The organism is Thermus sp., from assembly GCF_037444525.1.
Classification (GTDB): domain Bacteria; phylum Deinococcota; class Deinococci; order Deinococcales; family Thermaceae; genus Thermus.
In genome coordinates this window covers 17,650-34,964 of the sequence record NZ_JBBIMD010000020.1, presented here as the reverse complement: position 1 = coordinate 34,964, position 17,315 = coordinate 17,650, and the positions used below count along the sequence as shown (strand labels likewise).

Genomic DNA, 17,315 nt, shown 5'->3' with positions numbered 1-17,315 from the left:
GGACAAAAGGCTCATAGACGCCCAGTTCCTCCACCTCGCCAAGCTGGCCCTTCGGGAAGGGCTTTACGTGGCCGTGGCCACCCACGACCCGCGCCTCATCGGGGAGGTGAAGCGGCACGCGGAGGCCTTGGGGATCCCCAAGGACCGCTTTGAGTTCCAGCTCCTCTACGGGGTGCGCCCTGAGGAGCAGAGGCGCCTGGCTGGGGAGGGGTATACGGTGCGGGCCTACGTGCCCTATGGCACCCACTGGTACCCCTACCTTTCCCGGCGGATCGCCGAGCGGCCGGAAAACCTCTTTCTGGTTCTGAGAAGCCTCTTGGGAGGCTAGGAGGGAAGCCATGACCGTAGAACCTTTTAGGAACCAGCCCATTGAGACCTTCACCACGGAAGAAGCCCGCCGGGCGATGAAGGAGGCTCTGAAGCGGGTGCGGGAGGAGTTTGGCCGCCACTACCCCCTATATATCGGGGGGTCTTGGGTGGACACGGGGGAGAGGATCGCCTCCCTCAACCCCTCTGCCCCCAGCGAGGTGGTGGGCACCGTGGCCAAGGGGGGCAAGGCGGAGGCCGAGGCCGCCCTCGAGGCCGCCTGGAAGGCCTTTAAGGGGTGGAAGGACTGGCCCCAGGAGGACCGTAGCCGCCTCCTCCTCAAGGCCGCGGCCATTATGAAAAGGAGGCGGCGGGAGCTGGAGGCCACCTTGGTCTACGAGATCGGCAAGAACTGGACCGAGGCCAGCGCCGAGGTGGCCGAGGCCATAGACTTCCTGGAGTACTACGCCCGCCAGGCCCTGAAGTACAAGTACCCCTCCGTGGAGGTCACCCCCTACCCCGGGGAGGACAACGAGAGCTTCTACATCCCCTTGGGGGCCGGGGTGGTCATCGCCCCCTGGAACTTCCCCATCGCCATCTTCACCGGGATGATCGCGGGGCCGGTGGCGGTGGGGAACACCGTGGTGGCCAAGCCCGCGGAGGACACCCCGGTGATCGCCGCCAAGGTCTTCCAGATCTTCCACGAGGCGGGCTTTCCCCCCGGGGTGGTGAACCTCCTCCAGGGGGAGGGGCGGGAGGTGGGGGCCTACCTGGTGGAGCACCCCAGGACCCGCTTCATCAAATTCACGGGGAGCCTCGAGGTGGGCCTTTGGATCCACCAGGCTGCAAGCCGCTTGGCCCCGGGCCAGTGCTGGATCAAGCGGGTTTTCCTGGAGCTTGGAGGCAAGGATGCCATCATCGTGGACGAGACCGCGGACTTTGACCTGGCCGCGGAAGGGATCATCGTGTCCGCCTACGGCTTCCAGGGGCAGAAGTGCTCCGCCGCAAGCCGCCTCATCCTCACGGAAGGGGCCTACGAGCCCGTTTTGGAAAGGGTCCTAGCCCGGGCGGAAAGGCTTGTGGTGGGCCCGGCGGAGGAGAACCCCGACCTGGGCCCCGTGGCAAGCCCCGCCCAGGAGGAGAAGGTCCTCTCCTATATTGAGATCGGCAAGGGTGAGGGCCAGCTGGTGCTTGGGGGGAAGAGGCTGGAGGGCGAGGGCTACTTCATCGCCCCCACGGTCTTCACCGAGGTGCCCCCCAAGGCCAGAATCGCCCAGGAGGAGATCTTTGGCCCGGTGCTTTCCGTGCTTCGGGTGAAAGACTTCGGCGAGGCCCTGGAGGTGGCCAACGACACCGTTTACGGCCTCACCGGGGGGGTCTACTCCCGCAGGCGGGAGCACCTGGAGTGGGCCCGGCGGGCCTTCCACGTGGGGAACCTCTACTTCAACCGCAAGATCACGGGGGCCCTGGTGGGGGTCCAGCCCTTCGGGGGCTTTAACCTCTCCGGCACCGACACCAAAGCCGGAGGCCCCGACTACCTCCTCCACTTCCTGCAGATGAAGACCGTGGCCGAGCGCTTCTAGCCACCAAAAGGCAAAAGCCCCGCCGGCGCAGTGACGGCGGGGCTTTCTGTATCCGCTCACGGGGAAGCATCTCGTGCAACTCTACCCCCTTAAGAGCACTGTCAGGGACAGCGTTCAAGGGGGCCCTAAATGTGAGAAAGATGAAGTCTGGAATATACATAAGGCGCATAGAGGGGTTTTCGCGGGATTTTTGCCTTAAATGCACTCGCGGAGCTGCGGCCGATGAGAAGCAAAAACGCATATTCGCGTGCCTGAGAGGATTTGGTTGTCAAGATCCCCTGCCGGAAGCCCGGCTTTGCCGATAGGGTAACGCTTGAGGGTCCTGTTGTAAACCCTTAGGGAGCTTCGTTCAGAAGGGACTCCATAGCTTTATGGAATTTTACAGCTAGATTTTCCCTTATTGGCCAAAAGGTTTATTTTTTGGTAGTTAACTTGGCCCTACTGGGCGCTTTCCAAGTCGGGCCGCAGGCGTACTGCTTCCCTCAGGTACACATGGCGCACCCGGTCCTGGGGGGTTTGCGTGTTCCAAAGGGCCAGCACCCGGATGACCCTCGGCAGGCTTCCCGGCACGGGGATTTCCCGGGCGGAGAGGAGGGGCACCCGGTTCATGCCGAGCCTGCGGGCTGCCTCGGCGGGGAAGGCGGAGGTGAGGTCCTCCGTCACGGTGAAGATGATGGCCGCAAGCTCCTCGTGGCTTTGGATGTTGTTGGCCTCCAGCATCTTCTGGAGGAGTTCCGCCGTGGCCTGGAGGATGGCCTCGGGCGTGTCCTCTTCCACGGTGATGGCCCCCCTGATGCCCCGCACCATAGTTGGGCTCCATGCTACGCCACCGGCCTCCCCTTGGTAAAGTGGGGGGCATGAGGGTGATGGCGGTCTTTGCCCATCCCGACGATGAGATCGGGGCCGCGGGCACCCTGGCCCTGCACGCCCGGCGGGGGGACGAGGTCCTTCTGGTCTGGATGACCAAGGGAGAGCTCGCCAGCCAGTTCGGAGGCCTCCCCAAGGAGGAGGTGGCCCAGATCCGCGAGGGGCACGGGGCCCATGTAGCGGGGCTTTTGGGAGCCCAGTACCGCTTCCTTGCCTTCGGGGATACCCTCCTTACGGGAGGACGGGAAGAAGCCTTGGCCTTGGCCCGGCTCATGGCCGAGTTCCGCCCCGATGTGGTCCTCACCTGGGACCCCTTGGACGTCCACCCCGATCACCGGGCCACCCACCAGGCGGTCCTTTCCGCCCTCAAACTCTGCCGCATCCCCAAGCTGGTGGGGGAGGCCCACCGGACCCCTGTGCGCCTCTACCACTACCCCCGGCGGGACCTGGCCCGCCCGTGGATCTACGTGGACACCACCCCCACGGAGGAGGTGGCGGAGGCGATTTTCAGCTTCTACCGGGACTTTTACCGCTGGCCCTTTAGCCTGGAGGAGTTTCGGGCTCGGCGCCGGCTTCTCGGGCGGGAGGTGGGGGTGCGCTTTGCCGAGGCCTTTCAGGCGGAGGCTCCGGTGCCCCTACCGGCTCTGGTAGGGCGGGTTCTTGGGGCGGAGGAGTGAGGGCGTAGGCCAGGAAGACCGCGGGGAGGACCAGGGGCAGGGTGGCGTACCCGCCCCACTCCGCCGCCAGCACCGTGGCCGCGAAGGGGGCCCGGGCCACCCCCGAAAGGAGGGCCGCTCCCCCCGCCAGGGCCAGGGCCTCGAGGGGGAGGCCCAGGGGCAGAAGCCGGCCCAAAAGGGCCCCCATGAGCCCCCCCAGGACCAGGGCCGGGGTGTAGGGGCCCCCATAAGCCCGCACCCCCGCGGCCAGGACCAGGAGGAGGAGCTTGAGGAGGAGGAGGTAGAAAAGGCCCAGGGTGGGGAAGAGGGGGGTGGTGGCCACCGCCACCCAGCCCAGGCCGCTGCCCAAGGCCTCGGGGGCGAGGAGGAGGAGAAGCCCCAAAGCAAGCCCCAAAAGGCCGTGCCTTAGGGGGAAGGGGAGGGGGCGGAGGCGGGCCTCCAGGGCCTCCCCCCCCACCACCCATAAGGTGGAGAGGAGGGCCCCCAAAAAGCCCAGGAGGAGCCCCAGGGGCAGGGTCCTCAGGTCCACCTCCACCCGGAAGGGAAGGAGGGGGGTGTAGCCGAAGAAGGCCCCGTAGACCGCAAAGCCCGAGAGGGCCCCCACCAGGGCGGGGGTGAGGGCTTTGGCCTCGAGGAAAAGCCCCCGGTAGAGGATCTCCGTGGCCAGAAGGGCCCCCGCCACCGGGGCGTGGAGGGCGGCTCCAAGCCCCGCGGCAAGCCCCGCAAAGGCCAGGCCCCCGCCCACCTTGGGAAAGCGCCGGTCCAAAACCCCTCCAAGCCAAAGCCCGAGGACGCCGAAGGGCCCCTCCCGGCCCATGGGGGAGTAGAGCCCAAGCTGGAGGAGGCTTCCTAAGAGGGTGCGGCCGTGGGTCCCGCGGGGGGGAGGGACCCCTTCCCGGGCGTGGCGGAGGAGGGCCGAAAGGCCCAGGCCGCTCCCCAAGAGGCTCACCAGGGCGTAGGCCAGGGGGAGGAGGAAGAAGAGGGGGGGAAAGGCGGGCCCGGTGAAGGCCTGCAGCACCCCGCCTTCCCCCGGCGGGTAGGGGGGAAGGTAGCCGAAGAAAAGGCCCACCCGCTCCCCAAGCCCCCTAAGGAGCCAGGCCAGGAGGGCCGCCCCCAGGCCCGCCAGGGCCCCGGTGAAGGCGCTATAGAGGAGGAGGGCCCCGGTGGCCTCGAGGCGGGAGGAGCGGGGGGGTTCGCCTTCCATCAGAGGGAGTCTACCAAGCCGAGGGGGCTTCCCCGGGTGAGCCTGGGGGTGGGAAGGCCCAGGGCCCGGTACCCCCCCCGGCTTAAGGCCCGCACCACAAGCCTGGGGTCGGCCTTGTCCCAGAGGAAAAGGGCCTCGTTTTTCACGTTGAGGTCCGGGCTGCTTGCCCGGGAGTCGGTGCCCAGGGCCACCTCCACCCCATGGCGGGCGTAGAGGGCAAGGGGGGCCTCCCCCACCTCCAGGTTCCGGTTGGAGCGGGGGCAGAGGACCACCTTGGTCCCGGTCTGGGCCAGGAGGGCGGCCTCCTCCTCGTCCACCTGCACCCCGTGGACCAAGACCGTGGTGGGCCCCAAGACCCCCAGGGCGTGGAGGTGGCGGATGGGGGTGGTGCCGGGGGGGGTGAAGGCCTCGAGGCCCAAGCCTCTTAGGAGCTCTGCCAGCGCCCCCCGCCCCTCCTTCAAGAAGGCCACCTCCTCCGGGCTTTCCGCCGCGTGCACCATGAGGGAGATCCCCTCGGCCCGGGCGTACTCCGCCAGGCGCCTTAGGAGGAGGGCGCTCACCCCGTAAGGGGAGTGGGGGGAAAGCCCCACCTTCACCCGCCCCTCCCGCCGCCGCCAGGCCTCCACCTTGGTCCGGACCCGGAGGAAGGCCTCCTCGGCCTCCAGGGGGTTCGGGGCGAAGACCTCGTAGAAGGCCACGCCCGGCAAGGGGCTTTCCTGGAGGAGGAAGTCCATCACCTCGTCCCGGAAGACGATATCCCCAAAGGCCCCGGCCCCGCTTTGCAGGAGTTCCTCCAGGCCCTTCCTTGCCCCCTCGAGGCCCCTCAGGCCCCGGTGGGCCAGCACGTGGGGGATGAAGCCGGAAAAAGGCCCCCGGTAGAGGGGGAGGAGGGAGAGGTCCAGGTGGGTGTGGGCGTTCACCGCCTTGGGGAAGAGGGCCTTTCCCTTGTGGACCACCTCCCCTTGGGGAAAGCGGGCCCTAAGCTCCTCCAGGGGCCCCTGGCCCACCACCTGCTCCCCCTGGACCGCCAAGGCCCCCTGCCGCATGGGGGTGCCGAAGCCGGTGTAGACCACCTCTGCGGTCCAAAGCTCAGTCCTTAGCCAGAACATAGAGGTTGGGGTTCCGCAGGAAGTCCACCGCCCGGTACCCCCGGGCGAAGTAGGCCCCGAAGACCTCCCGGCTGTGCTCGCGCCAGAGGAGGGCGAGGGCAGGGTCTTCCCGGAGGATCCGCCCCCAGTCCTCGGGGATCTGGAGGAGGACCCTGGGGGCCTCGAGGTCCAAGAGGGCCGCCACCGGCCTTTCCCCCTCCACCCGGTTGGCCTGGGGCAGACCTTCCGCTTCGAGGGGGGGTGGGGGGGCGTAGATCCGCTCGTAGACCCTGGGGCTTAGGAGGTCCCACTCCGCGAGAAGCCGGTCCGAGGGGGCCCCGGCGTTGATCCCCCCCATGGGGCCGTAGTGGTCGGGGAGGTAGGTCTTGGCGGTGGCCCCAAGCTTCCGGAGGTTGAAGTTGGCGTTCGGCCCCCTTAGGGGGTCAAAGGTCCAGACCACCCTTCGCACCCCCCGGGCCAGGCACCAGTCCCGCTGGAAGCGCTTGAGGAGGAGGGCCGCCCCCATGCCCCGGTAGGGTTCCAAGACCCCCAGCATGTGGGAGTGGTGGAGGGTGGGGTCTTGGGTGGGGAAGCCGAAGACGAAGCCCACCAGCGTCTCCCTAACGAAAGCCCCCGCCACCAGCCCCCCTTCGTCCTGGAGGGCGATAAGGAGGCCCCTTGGCACCAGGTCCCGGTCCTCCCGGCCCCAGACGGCCCGCTGGAGCTCCACCACCCCCTCCATCTCCGAAGGGCCTCTCAGCTCGCGGACATGTACCTCCGCCATAGGGTGATCCTCTCCACCAAGGGGAGCTTCAGGGTGACCCCAATGCCGGGCCCTTGGGGCACGGGCATGAGGCCTTCCTTCGCCTCCAGGGGTTCTTCCACAATGTCCTCCTCCCAGTAGCGGCTTGCCGAGCTTACATCCCCCGGCTTGGTGAAGCCCTTCAGGGTGGCCAGGTGGAGGTTGTGGGCCCGGCCCACCCCCGCCTCCAGCATCCCCCCCATCCAGAGAGGGATCCCGGCGCTTTCCGCCAGGGCGTGCACCTTGAGGCTTTCCCCATGCCCCCCCAGCCGGGCGGGCTTGATGTTGAAGACCAGGCCGGCCCTTAGCTCCAGGGCTTTCCTCGCCTTCTCCGCCGAGGTGAGGCTTTCGTCCAGGCAGATGGGGGTTCTAAGCCTCGCCTGCAGGCGGGCGTGGTCCAGGAGGTCGTCGTAGCCCAGGGGCTGTTCAATGTAGTCCAGCCTGAGCTCGTCCAGCCTTTCCAGCCTGGGGAGGTCCGCGAGGCGGTAGGCGCTGTTGGCGTCCGCGGTGAGGGTGGCCTCGGGGAAGGCTTCGCGCACCGCCTTCAGGACCTCGTAGTCCCAGCCCGGCTTGATCTTGAGCTTGATGCGCCGGTAGCCCTCCTCGAGGTGCTTTTCCACCACCCTTAGGGTCTCCTCCACGCTGGGCTGGATCCCCAGGGAAACCCCCACCTCCACCTCCCGCCTCACCCCCCCCAGGACCTGCCAAAGGGGCTTTCCCAGGCCCTTGGCGAAGAGGTCAAAGAAGGCCATCTCCAGCACCGCCTTGGCCATGGGGTTGCCCCGGAAGGGCCTTAGGGCCTCAGAGAGGGCCTCGGGGTTCGGGAGGTCCTGCCCAAGGACCCGGGGGAGGAAGGCCTCCAGGAGGAGGTAGCGGGCCCCCTCCACCGTCTCCTCCCGGTAGAGGGGGAGGCGCTCCATCACCCCTTCCCCTAGGCCTTCCAGCCCCTCCCCGAAGAGCCGGAGGAGCAGGATGGTCCTTTTGGTCTGCACCCCGAAGCTGGTCTCAAAGCGGAACTTCAGGGGGAGCTCCAGAATCCTGAGCTCTGCCGCTTCTATCCGCAAGGCTCCAGCACCTCCTTGCCCAGGTAGGGGACGAGGGCCTTGGGCACTCGCACCCGGCCGTCCTCCAGCTGGTGGTTTTCCAGGAGCATGGCGAGGATCCTCGGGGTGGCTAAAGCGGTGTTGTTCAGGGTGTAGGCGTAGCGCACCCGGCCCTCGGGGTCGCGGTAGCGGAGGTTCGCCCGCCGGGCCTGCCAGTCCAGGAGGGCGGAGCAGGAGTGGGTCTCCCGGTAGCGCCCCTCGGAGGGGAGGTAGACCTCCAGGTCCACCTGCCGCCACTTGCCCGGGCCCATGTCCCCGGTGGAGACCTCCACCACCCGGTAGGGGAGTTCCAAAAGCCCAAGGATCTCCTCCGCGTTCCCAAGGAGCTCCTCGAAGGCCCGGTCGGAGGCCTCGAGGCTGGCCTCGGTGAGGACGTACTGCTCCACCTTGTGGAACTGGTGGACCCTTAAAAGCCCCCGTACGTCCTTCCCGAAGCTGCCCGCCTCCGAGCGGAAGGCGGGGGCGTAGCCCGCGTAGCGCTTGGGAAGCTCCTCCGCCTTCAGGATCTCCCCGCTGTGGAGGGCGTTTAGGACCACCTCCGCCGTGCCCGTGAGGTAGAGGTCGGTCCCCGCGATGGCCCAGACCTGGTCCCGGGCCGCGGGGAAGTGGCCGGTGCCGATGAAGGCCGCTTCCCGGGCGTAGGAGGGGAGGGTGAGGGGGATGAAGCCCTTCCCCACCATGAAGTCCATGGCGAAGCGGAGGAGGGCGAGCTCGTAGAGGGCGAGGTCCCCCCTTAGGGCGTAGGAGCGGCTTCCCGAGACCTGGGCGACCCTGGGCTCCCACCAGCCGTTTTTCTCCATGAGGGCCACATGGTCCAGGGGAGGGAAGGGGAAGGCCCTGGGCTCCCCCACCCGCCGCACCTCCCGGTTGGCCCGGTCGTCCTCCCCTATGGGGGCCCCGGGCCAGGGGGGAAGGGGGACCTGGAGCAGGAGGTCCGTCAGCTTTGCTTCCTTCTCCCGCAGGGTTTCCTCCAGGGCCTTGGCCTCCTCCCCCAGGGCCCGCCCCCGGGCGATGAGGGCCTCCTTCGCCTCCCCTTGCGCCCGGGGCACCTCCTTGGCAATGCGGTTCCGTTCCGTCTGGACCTCCTGGAACCTAGCCTTTAGGCCCTGCACCTCCTGGTCCAGGGCGAGGAGGGCGGAAAGGTCCAGGTTTACCCCTTTCAGGCGGATGGCCCTTTGGGCCTCTTCAGGGTGGGTGCGGATCCACTTGAGGTCTACCATTCCAGCACCTTGGGCACGCGGAAAAACCCCTCTTCCCCCTCGGGGGCGAGGGCCAGGGCCTCCTCTTGGGAAAGGCCGGGCCGGGGCTCGTCCTTGCGGAGATGGCCCGTAGGGGGTTCCTCCTCCCCCTCTTCCACCAGGGGCAGGGCCTCCACGAAGGCCAGGATGCGGTTCAGGTCCTGGAGGAGGAGGGCCTCCTCCTCCGGGGAAAGCCGGAGCTTGCTTAGGCGCTCCAGGTGCCGTAGGAGGTCGGGCGTGAGCTCCATATGGGTTTAGCTTAACGCCTCCGCCAGGGCGAAGAGGATGGGGGCGAGGAGGAGGGCGGGGAGGAAGGAGGCCACCCGCACCCGCCCGAGGCCCAGGAGGTTGATCCCGATGCCCAGGATCATGAGCCCCCCCACCCCGGTTACCAGGAGGACCCGGGGGTCCTGGGCGGGGTTGGGGAGGGCCTGGGCCAGGACCCCCGCCAGGAGGGCCACCCCCCCCTGGTAGAGGAGGATGACCAGCACGCTCGCCCCCACCCCCACCCCGAAGCTCGCGGTGAGGGCGATGGCGGAAAGCCCGTCCAGGGTGGCCTTGAGGAGGAGGAGGCGGGGGTCGCCGGTGAGGCCGTTCTGCAGGGACCCCACCAGGGTCATGGGCCCCACGCAGAAGAGGAGGCTTGCGGCCACGAAGCCCTCGGTGAAGCTCCCCCCACCCCGCACCGCCCGCTTGAGGCGCTCCCCCAAGGCCTCGAGGCCCTCTTCCAACCTTAGCCCTTCCCCAAGGAGCCCCCCGAAGACCAAGGCCAGGAGGCCCAGGACCACCCCGTCCACCGCGCCCCCCTGGGCGCGCCCCAAGGCGCCCGCCATGGAAAGGCCGATGAAGAGGGTAGTGAGCCCCACCCCCTGGACCATGATCCGCCCCATCCTTTCGGGGAGCCTCCCCCGGAGGAGAAGCCCAAGGAGGGTGCCCAAAAGGACCGTGGCCGCGTTGGCCAGGGTGCCGGAGAGCTTGGCGAGGAGGCCGAGTTCCATAGGGGTATTCTAGGGCCTGTGGAATGGCTCCTTACGGAGGACGGCACCCCCACTTTCTTCCACCCCAGCTACGGGGAGGCCTACCACCCCCGCCAGGGGGCCCTCCTCCAGGCCCGAAGGCTTTACCTGGAAAAAACCCTCACCCACCTCCACCCCGCCCCCCGGGTCCTGGAGGTGGGCTTTGGGCTCGGGGTGAACTTCCGCGCCGCCTTGGAAAGCGCCCTTCTTCGGGGGGTTAGGCTCCGCTACCTGGCCGTGGAAAAGGCCCCCCTCCCCCGGGAGGCCCTGGAGGCGATCCCCCTTCCCCTCCCCCGGGCGGAATGGGTCTTCCGGGAGATCCTCAAGGCCTGGCCCGAGGCCCATTTCCGGGGCCCCTGGGGGGAGCTTCACCTCCTCTTCGCCGACGTGGCCCAGGCGGAGCTTCCCCCCTTTTGGGCCAGCGCGGTCTACCTGGACCCTTTTAGCCCGAGGGCCAACCCCGAGGCCTGGACGGAGGCCGTGCTCTGTAAGCTCCGCCGGGCCCTCCGTCGGGGCGGGCGGCTTGCCACCTACTCCGCCCAAGGGGCCTTCCGCCGGGCCCTTAAGGGGGCGGGCTTTCGGGTGCACCGGGTGCGGGGGGTGGGGAAGCGGGAGTGGACGGTGGGTATCGCTGTAGGACCTCCTCCCGCTCCAGGTAGGTGAGCTGGGCCCAGACCCGCCCCCTTCTCGGGAGCTCCCCCCGGTAAAGCCAAAGGAAGAAGGCCCCCGCCAGGCCCGCCACCCACCTGGGCCAGGGGGGGAGGGGGGCGGTCTTGAAGCCGAAGAGCTCCGCCACTGGGGCCAGGGGGCTCATGCCGTAGATGAGCCTTACCTGAGGGTCTTCCAGAAGGGCCTTGGCAACCTCCTTGAGGCTATTCCGGAAGGCGCGGATTACCTCGGGGGTGGAAAGCTCCATGGCCCGCTCGCTCTCCAGGTGGAGCTCAAAGGCGGGGGTGCCGGGGGGAAGGCCGGGCAGGGCGGGCCCGGGGAAGGGCTTTTTCTCCAGGCGGAAGAGGTGGAAGGGCCCAAGCCCCGCCCGCCGTACCCCGTGGCGGCGGTTGTAGCGCTCCTCCAGGCCCTGTAGGCCCCGGATGAGGGCCAGCCTCGGGGAAAGGGGAAGGGGCTTAAGCTCGTCCAGGGTCACGGGCCGGTAGCCCAGGGTCAGCATCCGGGGGAGGGTGATCTCCAGAAGCCTAAGGGTCCTTTCCGGCCCGTCGTGGAGGAGGACGATGCTTCCCGGGCGGAGGTAGAAGAGGAGCCTTTCCGCCAGGTCCTCTGCCGGCAGGTCCAGCCAGTCCTTGCCCTCCGTGTCCCAAAGGGCGACGCGCTTCCCCAAAAGGCGGGCAAAGAGGCGGGTGAAGGGGGTGTGGAGGCCGTGGGGCGGGCGGTAGTAGCGCCCCCTTCCCGCCGCCATGTGCCGCCACTCCAGCCAAGGGAGGAGGAGCCTCCAAGGCGCGTGCCAAAGCCCATGGTCCTCCACCTGGTGCCCCTCTTCCCGGATCCTCGCCACCAGTTCCGGCCGGGCATGGGCCCTTTCCCCGGTCAGGAAGAAGGTGGCCTTCACCCCGTGCTGGCGGAGGAGGGCGAGGAGGGCTTCCGTCCTTTCCGAGGGGCCGTCGTCAAAGGTAAGGGCCACCTTGGGCTCCCTTCGGCTTCCCCGGGCGTAGCTGAGAAGGCCCAGGTGGCGGAAGAGGAGGTCCGAAAGCCCATAGAGGAGGATGAGCCCCAGGGCTACTTCCATCCTGGCCTCCTTAGGGCGAGGAGGTAGAAGAGGCTTAGGGCCAAAAACACGGCTGACCCGGTGAAGAAGGGCGCCTTAGGCCCCCACACCTCCCAAAGCACCCCCCCCGCTGCTGGGCCTAGGGCCACCCCCAGGCCCTCCACGGTCATGAGGCTTCCCCAGACCGCCCCCCGGTTCTCCTGGGGGAGGTTCTTGGCCAGAAAGCCGTTCCAGCCCGGGAGGAAGAGGCTGAAGCCAAGCCCCCCGAGGAGGGCCAAAAGGGCCAGCTCAGGGATGCTCCAGGCCAGGGGGATCCGCCCCATGACCACCCCCAGGAGGCAAAGCCCCCCCATGAGGGCGGCCCGGTATCCCCTTCGGTCCACCGCCCGCCCGGTGAGGGGCAGGAGGAGGAAGGCGAGCCCCCCGCCCAGGAGAAGGAGGCCCCCCAGGGCGATGGGCTCGAGGCCCAAGGCCTCCTTAGCGTAGCGGAGGAGGAAGAGGGAGACCAGGGCCGGGGCGAAGGTCTGGCCGAAGGCCGCGGGCAGGAAGAGGAGAAGCCGCCCCAGGGGGTAGCGCTCCCGGCTTGTGGGGGGGATGGGGATCCGGAAGCGCAGGAGGGAAAGGGCCAGGAGAAGGGCCAGCCCTTGGGCCAGGAGGAGGAGGGTGTGGGCCGCCTTGGGGTCCTTGGCCGCCGCTTGCCCCACCCCCACGAGGCCGATGCCCACCCAGGGCATGACCAGGGTGAGGGTGAAGGAAAGCGCCCGGGCCTCCCGCCCGGGGCGGGCGATGCGGCTGGTGTAGGTCATAAGCCCCGGGTAAAGGGCGGACATGGAAAGCCCCCACAGGAGGCCCAGGCCCCAAAGGACCCAAGCTGCCTGGGCTAGGGGGGTGAGGAGGAGGGCGAGAAGCCCCACTAGGGCTGCCAAGCTCACCATGAGCCCAAAACCCGCCCGCTCGGCCAAAAGCCCCCCGAAGCCCTTGGAGAGGTTTTCCGCAAGCTGGTGCAGGGTGTAGGCCAGGGTGAAGACCGTAGGGCCCAGGTGCAGGTGCTCGGGGGCGTAGAAGGGGAGGAAGCCGGCGAAGTACCCGCTCCGGACCCCCTCCATGAAGCCGATGGCCAGGATGAGCCTTGCCAGCGTGGAAAGGCCGTCCCTGGCCCAAGGGAGGTGGCGAAACACGGTACAGTATACCCGTGCGGATCAGCGTGGTGATCCCCGCCCACAACGAGGAGGCTTTCCTGCCCGCGGCCCTTAAGGCCACAGGGGCCCAGACCCTTTCCCCCCTGGAGGTCATCGTGGTGGACAACGCCTCCACCGACCGCACCCGGGAAGCGGCGGAGGCCTTCGGGGCCCGGGTGGTCTTTTGCCCAAGGAAAGGGGTGGCCCACGCCCGCCAGGCGGGGCTCCTCGCTGCCCGGGGGGATTGGGTGGCCATGACGGACGCGGACTCCCTGCCCCTTCCCCATTGGCTAGAGGCCCTTGCCGAAAGGGCGGATGGGGCGGTGGGGGTCTACGGCCCCTTGCGCTTCTATGGGGTCTCCCCTTGGGAGGCCGCCCTTTCCGAGTGGGGCTATAGGGCCTTCCTCCGCCTCATGGCCCTCCTCGGGCGGCCCAACCTGGCGGGGGCCAACCTGATGGTCCTCAAGGAGGCGGCCCTAAGGGTGGGGGGTTTCCCCGAGGTGGAGGCCCGGGAGGACGTGCTTTTGGGCTATAAGCTCAAGGCCCTAGGCCCCCTGCGCTACGCCCCTAAGGCCTTGGTCCTCACCTCTCCCCGGAGGCTTAAGGGGGCGGGGGGCTGGGGGCCTTTCCTTCTCCGCCAGGCTAGGAACCTCCTGGGCGATCCTCGAGGCTACTTCGGGGAAGGCGGGGGAAGGGGAAGATGAGCCTTTTCGGCTCCACCTGGAGGATCTCCCGGGCTTCATCGTAGACGGCCACCACCTTCTCCGCGATGCGCTCAGCGGAGCGCTCCAGGGCGAAGGCCCGGGCCTCCAGGCTGAAGGCCCGCCGTTTGTCCTCGTTCTTGAGGAGAAGGAGGGCCTTTTCCGCCAGGGCCCTATGGTCTTTTGGGGGCACCAAAAAGCCCGTCTTCCCGTCCAGGACCCCTTCCAAAACCCCTTCCGCCCCCACGGCCACCACCGGCACCCCCATGGCCTGGGCCTCCCAGATCACGAGGCCCTGGGTTTCCGTCTCACTGGCGAAGAGGAAGAGCTCCGCAAGCCGGTAGTACCCCCCGATCCTCCGGTAGGGCACGGGCCCTAGGAAGCGCACCCGTTCCCCGATGCCAAGCTCCTCCGCCAGGCGCAGGAGGTGGGGGAGTTCGGGCCCCTCCCCGATGTGGACAAGGAAGACCTCCTCCTCCTTACAAAGCTCCGCCACCGCCCTTAGCACCACGTCAAAGCTCTTCTCCTTCCCCAGCCGTCCCACGGTGATGAGCCGCCTTTTCCCCTCGGGCCAGGGGGAAGGGGAGGGGGTGGGGGCTTCCTCGAGGAGGCGGTTGTCAATCCCCGTGGGGATGACGCGGATGGGCCTTTCTATGCCGTAGCTCTCTGCCAGCCGCTTCACGGGAAGGGTAGGGGCGATGACCACCTCCACCCGGTTGTAGAAGGCCTTGGCCAGCCGGGGCACGATCCCCGTGTACCGGTCCAGGACCGCGAGGCCAGGGACGTAGTGGGCGTACTTCTCGTAGTGGGTGTGGAAGGTGGAGACGTGAGGAAGGCCCTTGGTGCGGGCAAGCCTTAAGCCCCAGACCCCCAAGGTAAGGGGGGTGTGGGTGTGGACCAGCTCAAACTCCGTGGGCAGGTACCGGGCCGAGGGCAGGGCGATCTGCTGCCCCTCGTAGAAGGGGTAGGCCACGGAGGGTACCCGCACCACCCCTTCCTCCTCTTCCGGCGCTTCCGGGTGGGCCGGGGCGATGACCCAGGCCTCGTGGCCCATACGCCTAAGTTCCCGGAGGAGGAGGTAGACGCTGCTGGTGACCCCATTGGGGTTAGGAAAGTACACGTCGGTGAAGAGGCCTACGCGGTAAAGGCGCATGCGTTTCCCCCGAGCATACTACGCCGGCCCCTTTGCTTTCTCCAAATCCTCTCGGATATGCCGGGTGGCGCCCCCAATCCCTCCTGGGGGGCCGATGCGGGCCTTGCCAGCTTGGCTGGCCTGCTGGTACAGCTCGGGAACTTTGAGCAGGATGAGGGCTTCCCCCGCAATCCGGTAGGGGTCCGCCTCCACCAGGCGGAGCGCTTCCCCCAGAAGCCGTTTCTGCCTCCGGGCAAAGGCCCGGGTGTACTGGGGCCCTAGGGTGGGAAAGGCCACGATGGGGAGGCCCAAGCCCGCAGCCTGCTCGGTGGCGGTCCCTGCGGTGGCCAGGGCCAGGGTGGAGCGGTGCAAGATGGCCGAAAAGGCGTGGCGCAGGACCCAGGCCAGCCGGTTTCCCCGGCTGAGCCGAAGGGTGTCCTCGTCCAACCAGGTCCGCGCCCAACCCTCCAAGGGGGGTAAGGCCTCCCAGGGTTTGGGCCAGGCCACAAGGGGCATAAGGGGGAGGTGTTGGCTGGCTTCCAGCATGAGGGGCAGGCTGAAGGCCTCATCCCCCCGGGTGCCGGGTAAAAGGGCCAGGCCGGGGTCGGGGCCTAAAAAGGCCAGGTCCCTTTCGGGGGGGGAAAGCAGGTCCATGGCAAAACTGCCATACCAGTAGGCATGGCGAATCCCAAAGCCATGGAGCCGTTTTTGGCTTTTCTCGTCCCTTACGAAAACTGCCCGGGCCCGGCGGTGGAGAAGGCGCTCGTAGGGAGTGAAGTCGCTTCCACCCCAGTCTAGGAGGAGTTCCAAGGATGAGGACAGATTTTCCAGATAATGCGCAGAAACAAGGGGATTGAGGTGATAGAGGGGGGCCCCGCGGGCGGCGAAGACCCCCACGCTGAGGGCGTAAGCGTCTCCCACCACCACCACAGCCCTTGGGGGAGGTGTAGTCTGGGCGGCCCGCCACTGGGCCAGGGTCATGCTCAACCACCCTGCTTTCAGGTCTTCCAGCAGGTTGCGGAGGCTTCCGAAGAGGAACCCTCCGGAGGGCATGTCTTTCCGGGGGCCCAGGATGCGCTCGGCCACCCCTTCGTATGCCTTGCCCTGGCCCACCAGGGGCAGGGCCCATATGGAGGGAGGGAGGCCTCGAGCCACCTGGGCCCCGATGGCGTCTTCCGTGGGGCCGTTGGATATGAAAAGGATGGGATTCATAAAAGGTCTAAGGCCACCCCCACCGCCCGAGCCTGCTCCTTCAGGGGCATGTAGGCCCCCCCGCGCTTTAGGGCCAGGGTTTCGTCCGGGGGGAGGTGGAGGAAGCCCACCTGGACCTCCTCAGGAAGATGGTATAGGGAGAGGTAAAAGGCCTGGTTGCAGAGATAGCTTCCGGCGGAGAGGCTAAGGCGGCCGGGGATGCCAGCCTCCTGCCAGCGCTTTAGGGTTTCCCGGAGGGGAAAGCGCGCCTCTAGGGCCAGGGGCCCACCGGGGATGATGGGAAGGTCCTCCGGCTGGTGCCCTCCGTTGTCGGGGATGGAAAAATCCAGGAGGTTTACCGCCAGGCGCTCCAGGGTGGGGAGGGGGCGGTCCCCTGCCAGGCCCAGGTGGAGCACGGCCCTAGGCCCCAGGGCGTGGAGGCGGAAAAGGGCTTGGGGAAGGCCCCGGCTTTCCACGGGGAGGACGGCCTTCACCACCTCTTCCTCTCCCAGCCGGTCCGGAAGGAGCTCCAGGACCGCCTGGGCGGGGTTGTGGTCCAGGGTGCCAAAAGGGGTGAAACCGGTGACGAGGATCATCCGCTTCGGCCATTATAGGGGTTCAATCATTGACTTGGTATAGGATAAGGGGCGTGGATCTGGGTCTTGTGACCGACACCGCGGCGGACCTTTCCCCCAAGATCCTCCAAGAGGAAGCGGTGGGCCTGGTGCCCATCTACGTGCGCCTTGGGGATCGGCGCTACAAGGACTGGCAGGAACTCACCCCCGATGCCCTTTACCAAGCCATGCGCGCGGGGGCCGAGCCCGTGACCGAGCCCCCCAGCGTGGAGGACTTCGCCGAGGTCTACGAGCGCCACCTCCAGGTTTACGACCGCCTGCTTTCGGTCCACGTTTCCGGCGAGCTCTCCAAAACGGTGGAGCGGGCCCGGGAGGCGGCGCTTAAGGTGGCCCCCACCCGCATCCGGGTGGTGGACTCGGGGATGGTCTCCGCGGGGCTTGGGGCCATGGTCCTCCGGGCGGTGGAGATGCTTAGAGGGGGCGCGGAGGAGGAGACCATCGTACGGGAGATGGAACGCCTCAAGCGCTCCAGTCTCTACTTCAGCGTGGCCGACCTCTCCCACCTGGCCAGGAATGGCCGCCTCCCCCGCTTTGGGGAGGTGGTGGGGAACCTCCTGGGCCTGAGGCCCATCCTCCGGATAGAAAAGGGGCATATCCGCTTCCTCAAGGTGGCCCGGGAAAACGCCGTGCCCGAGGCCTTGGCCCAGCTGGTCCTGGGGGAGTTTAAGGGGCGGGTGGCCCGCATCACCATCGTCCACTCCGATGCCACGCCCGAGTGGATTGAGGGGCTGAAGCGGGCCCTAGAGGGCGCCCTCCGCCTCGAGCGGGGCCGCATCACCCGCTCGGGGGCTACCATCGCCGCCAACGTGGGCCTTGGGTCTTTGGCCGTCCACGCCTACGTGCTAGAATAGGGGGCGTTTGCCCCCTTGGGGGC

At 68.0% G+C, this 17,315-nt stretch carries 18 protein-coding genes and 1 pseudogene; 6 read left to right on the top strand and 13 right to left on the bottom strand.

Features of this window, described 5'->3' with window-relative positions; translation table 11 throughout:
• The coding region (locus WKI94_RS04885) for a proline dehydrogenase family protein (RefSeq protein WP_337844653.1) at positions 1-328 on the top strand (328 nt) is incomplete at its 5' end.
• A gap of 10 nt (positions 329-338) precedes the next feature.
• The gene (pruA, locus tag WKI94_RS04880) at positions 339-1,889 is read left to right on the top strand and encodes an L-glutamate gamma-semialdehyde dehydrogenase (RefSeq protein ID WP_337844652.1); all 1,551 of its coding nucleotides are present in this window, start codon (positions 339-341) and stop codon (positions 1,887-1,889) included.
• A 438-nt stretch (positions 1,890-2,327) separates the two neighbouring features.
• On the opposite strand, the gene aroH is transcribed toward pruA, so the two are convergent.
• Positions 2,328-2,696, bottom strand: a complete 369-nt coding sequence (aroH, locus tag WKI94_RS04875; RefSeq protein ID WP_337844651.1) for a chorismate mutase — start codon at positions 2,694-2,696, stop codon at positions 2,328-2,330.
• Positions 2,697-2,755: 59 nt separating this feature from the next.
• Here aroH and WKI94_RS04870 point away from each other — a divergent pair, with 59 nt between their 5' ends.
• Entirely contained in the window at positions 2,756-3,433 is a 678-nt protein-coding gene (locus WKI94_RS04870) for a PIG-L deacetylase family protein (protein ID WP_337844654.1), read from the top strand.
• Positions 3,434-3,491: 58 nt separating this feature from the next.
• On the opposite strand, the pseudogene WKI94_RS04865 reads toward WKI94_RS04870, so the two are convergent.
• The 7 genes and pseudogenes from WKI94_RS04865 to WKI94_RS04835 form a co-directional block, all read right to left on the bottom strand.
• A pseudogene (locus WKI94_RS04865) lies at positions 3,492-4,250 on the bottom strand (chloride channel protein); the annotation flags it as partial.
• Between the two features lie 386 nt (positions 4,251-4,636).
• On the bottom strand, positions 4,637-5,746 hold the full coding sequence (locus WKI94_RS04860) for an amidohydrolase family protein (RefSeq protein ID WP_337844650.1): 1,110 nt from the start codon (positions 5,744-5,746) through the stop codon (positions 4,637-4,639).
• Positions 5,727-6,509, bottom strand: a complete 783-nt coding sequence (locus WKI94_RS04855) for a GNAT family N-acetyltransferase (protein ID WP_337844649.1) — start codon at positions 6,507-6,509, stop codon at positions 5,727-5,729. The genes WKI94_RS04860 and WKI94_RS04855 overlap by 20 nt, the downstream gene beginning before the upstream one ends.
• Positions 6,482-7,591, bottom strand: coding sequence for an o-succinylbenzoate synthase (gene menC / locus WKI94_RS04850; RefSeq protein ID WP_337844648.1), 1,110 nt, complete (start codon positions 7,589-7,591; stop codon positions 6,482-6,484). Before menC ends, WKI94_RS04855 begins: the two co-directional genes overlap by 28 nt.
• Positions 7,582-8,850, bottom strand: coding sequence for a serine--tRNA ligase (gene serS, locus WKI94_RS04845; protein WP_337844647.1), 1,269 nt, complete (start codon positions 8,848-8,850; stop codon positions 7,582-7,584). Before serS ends, menC begins: the two co-directional genes overlap by 10 nt.
• On the bottom strand, positions 8,844-9,116 hold the full coding sequence (gene gatC / locus WKI94_RS04840; protein WP_337844646.1) for an Asp-tRNA(Asn)/Glu-tRNA(Gln) amidotransferase subunit GatC: 273 nt from the start codon (positions 9,114-9,116) through the stop codon (positions 8,844-8,846). Before gatC ends, serS begins: the two co-directional genes overlap by 7 nt.
• A 6-nt stretch (positions 9,117-9,122) precedes the next feature.
• On the bottom strand, positions 9,123-9,866 hold the full coding sequence (locus tag WKI94_RS04835) for a DUF554 domain-containing protein (RefSeq protein ID WP_337844645.1): 744 nt from the start codon (positions 9,864-9,866) through the stop codon (positions 9,123-9,125).
• Positions 9,867-9,884: 18 nt separating this feature from the next.
• Here WKI94_RS04835 and mnmD point away from each other — a divergent pair, with 18 nt between their 5' ends.
• Positions 9,885-10,547 (top strand): tRNA (5-methylaminomethyl-2-thiouridine)(34)-methyltransferase MnmD, encoded by a 663-nt coding sequence (gene mnmD / locus WKI94_RS04830; RefSeq protein ID WP_337844644.1) that lies wholly within the window; start codon positions 9,885-9,887, stop codon positions 10,545-10,547.
• Here the strand turns inward: mnmD and WKI94_RS04825 are convergent.
• Positions 10,447-11,625: a polysaccharide deacetylase family protein gene (locus tag WKI94_RS04825; RefSeq protein ID WP_337844643.1), complete on the bottom strand. Its 1,179-nt coding sequence runs from the start codon at positions 11,623-11,625 to the stop codon at positions 10,447-10,449. The two genes, mnmD and WKI94_RS04825, sit on opposite strands and share 101 nt — an antisense overlap.
• A complete protein-coding gene (locus WKI94_RS04820; protein ID WP_337844642.1) occupies positions 11,616-12,782 on the bottom strand; it encodes an MFS transporter in 1,167 nt (388 codons plus the stop codon). The genes WKI94_RS04825 and WKI94_RS04820 overlap by 10 nt, the downstream gene beginning before the upstream one ends.
• Before the next feature lie 14 nt (positions 12,783-12,796).
• On the opposite strand from WKI94_RS04820, the gene WKI94_RS04815 reads away from it, so the two are divergent.
• Positions 12,797-13,486 (top strand): glycosyltransferase family 2 protein, encoded by a 690-nt coding sequence (locus tag WKI94_RS04815; protein ID WP_337844641.1) that lies wholly within the window; start codon positions 12,797-12,799, stop codon positions 13,484-13,486.
• On the opposite strand, the gene WKI94_RS04810 is transcribed toward WKI94_RS04815, so the two are convergent.
• The 3 genes from WKI94_RS04810 to WKI94_RS04800 are packed head-to-tail and all read right to left on the bottom strand — an operon-like array spanning position 13,425 to position 16,402.
• On the bottom strand, positions 13,425-14,636 hold the full coding sequence (locus WKI94_RS04810) for a glycosyltransferase family 4 protein (RefSeq protein WP_337844640.1): 1,212 nt from the start codon (positions 14,634-14,636) through the stop codon (positions 13,425-13,427). The genes WKI94_RS04815 and WKI94_RS04810 overlap by 62 nt on opposite strands.
• An 18-nt stretch (positions 14,637-14,654) precedes the next feature.
• Positions 14,655-15,827: a lipid-A-disaccharide synthase-related protein gene (locus tag WKI94_RS04805; RefSeq protein WP_337844639.1), complete on the bottom strand. Its 1,173-nt coding sequence runs from the start codon at positions 15,825-15,827 to the stop codon at positions 14,655-14,657.
• Positions 15,824-16,402, bottom strand: coding sequence for a pyroglutamyl-peptidase I (locus WKI94_RS04800; RefSeq protein WP_337844638.1), 579 nt, complete (start codon positions 16,400-16,402; stop codon positions 15,824-15,826). The genes WKI94_RS04805 and WKI94_RS04800 overlap by 4 nt, the downstream gene beginning before the upstream one ends.
• 53 nt (positions 16,403-16,455) lie before the next feature.
• Between WKI94_RS04800 and WKI94_RS04795 the strand changes: the two genes are divergently transcribed.
• Complete coding sequence (locus WKI94_RS04795; RefSeq protein ID WP_337844637.1) at positions 16,456-17,292, top strand: DegV family protein; 837 nt, start codon at positions 16,456-16,458, stop codon at positions 17,290-17,292.
• The last annotated feature ends 23 nt before the right edge of the window (positions 17,293-17,315 follow it).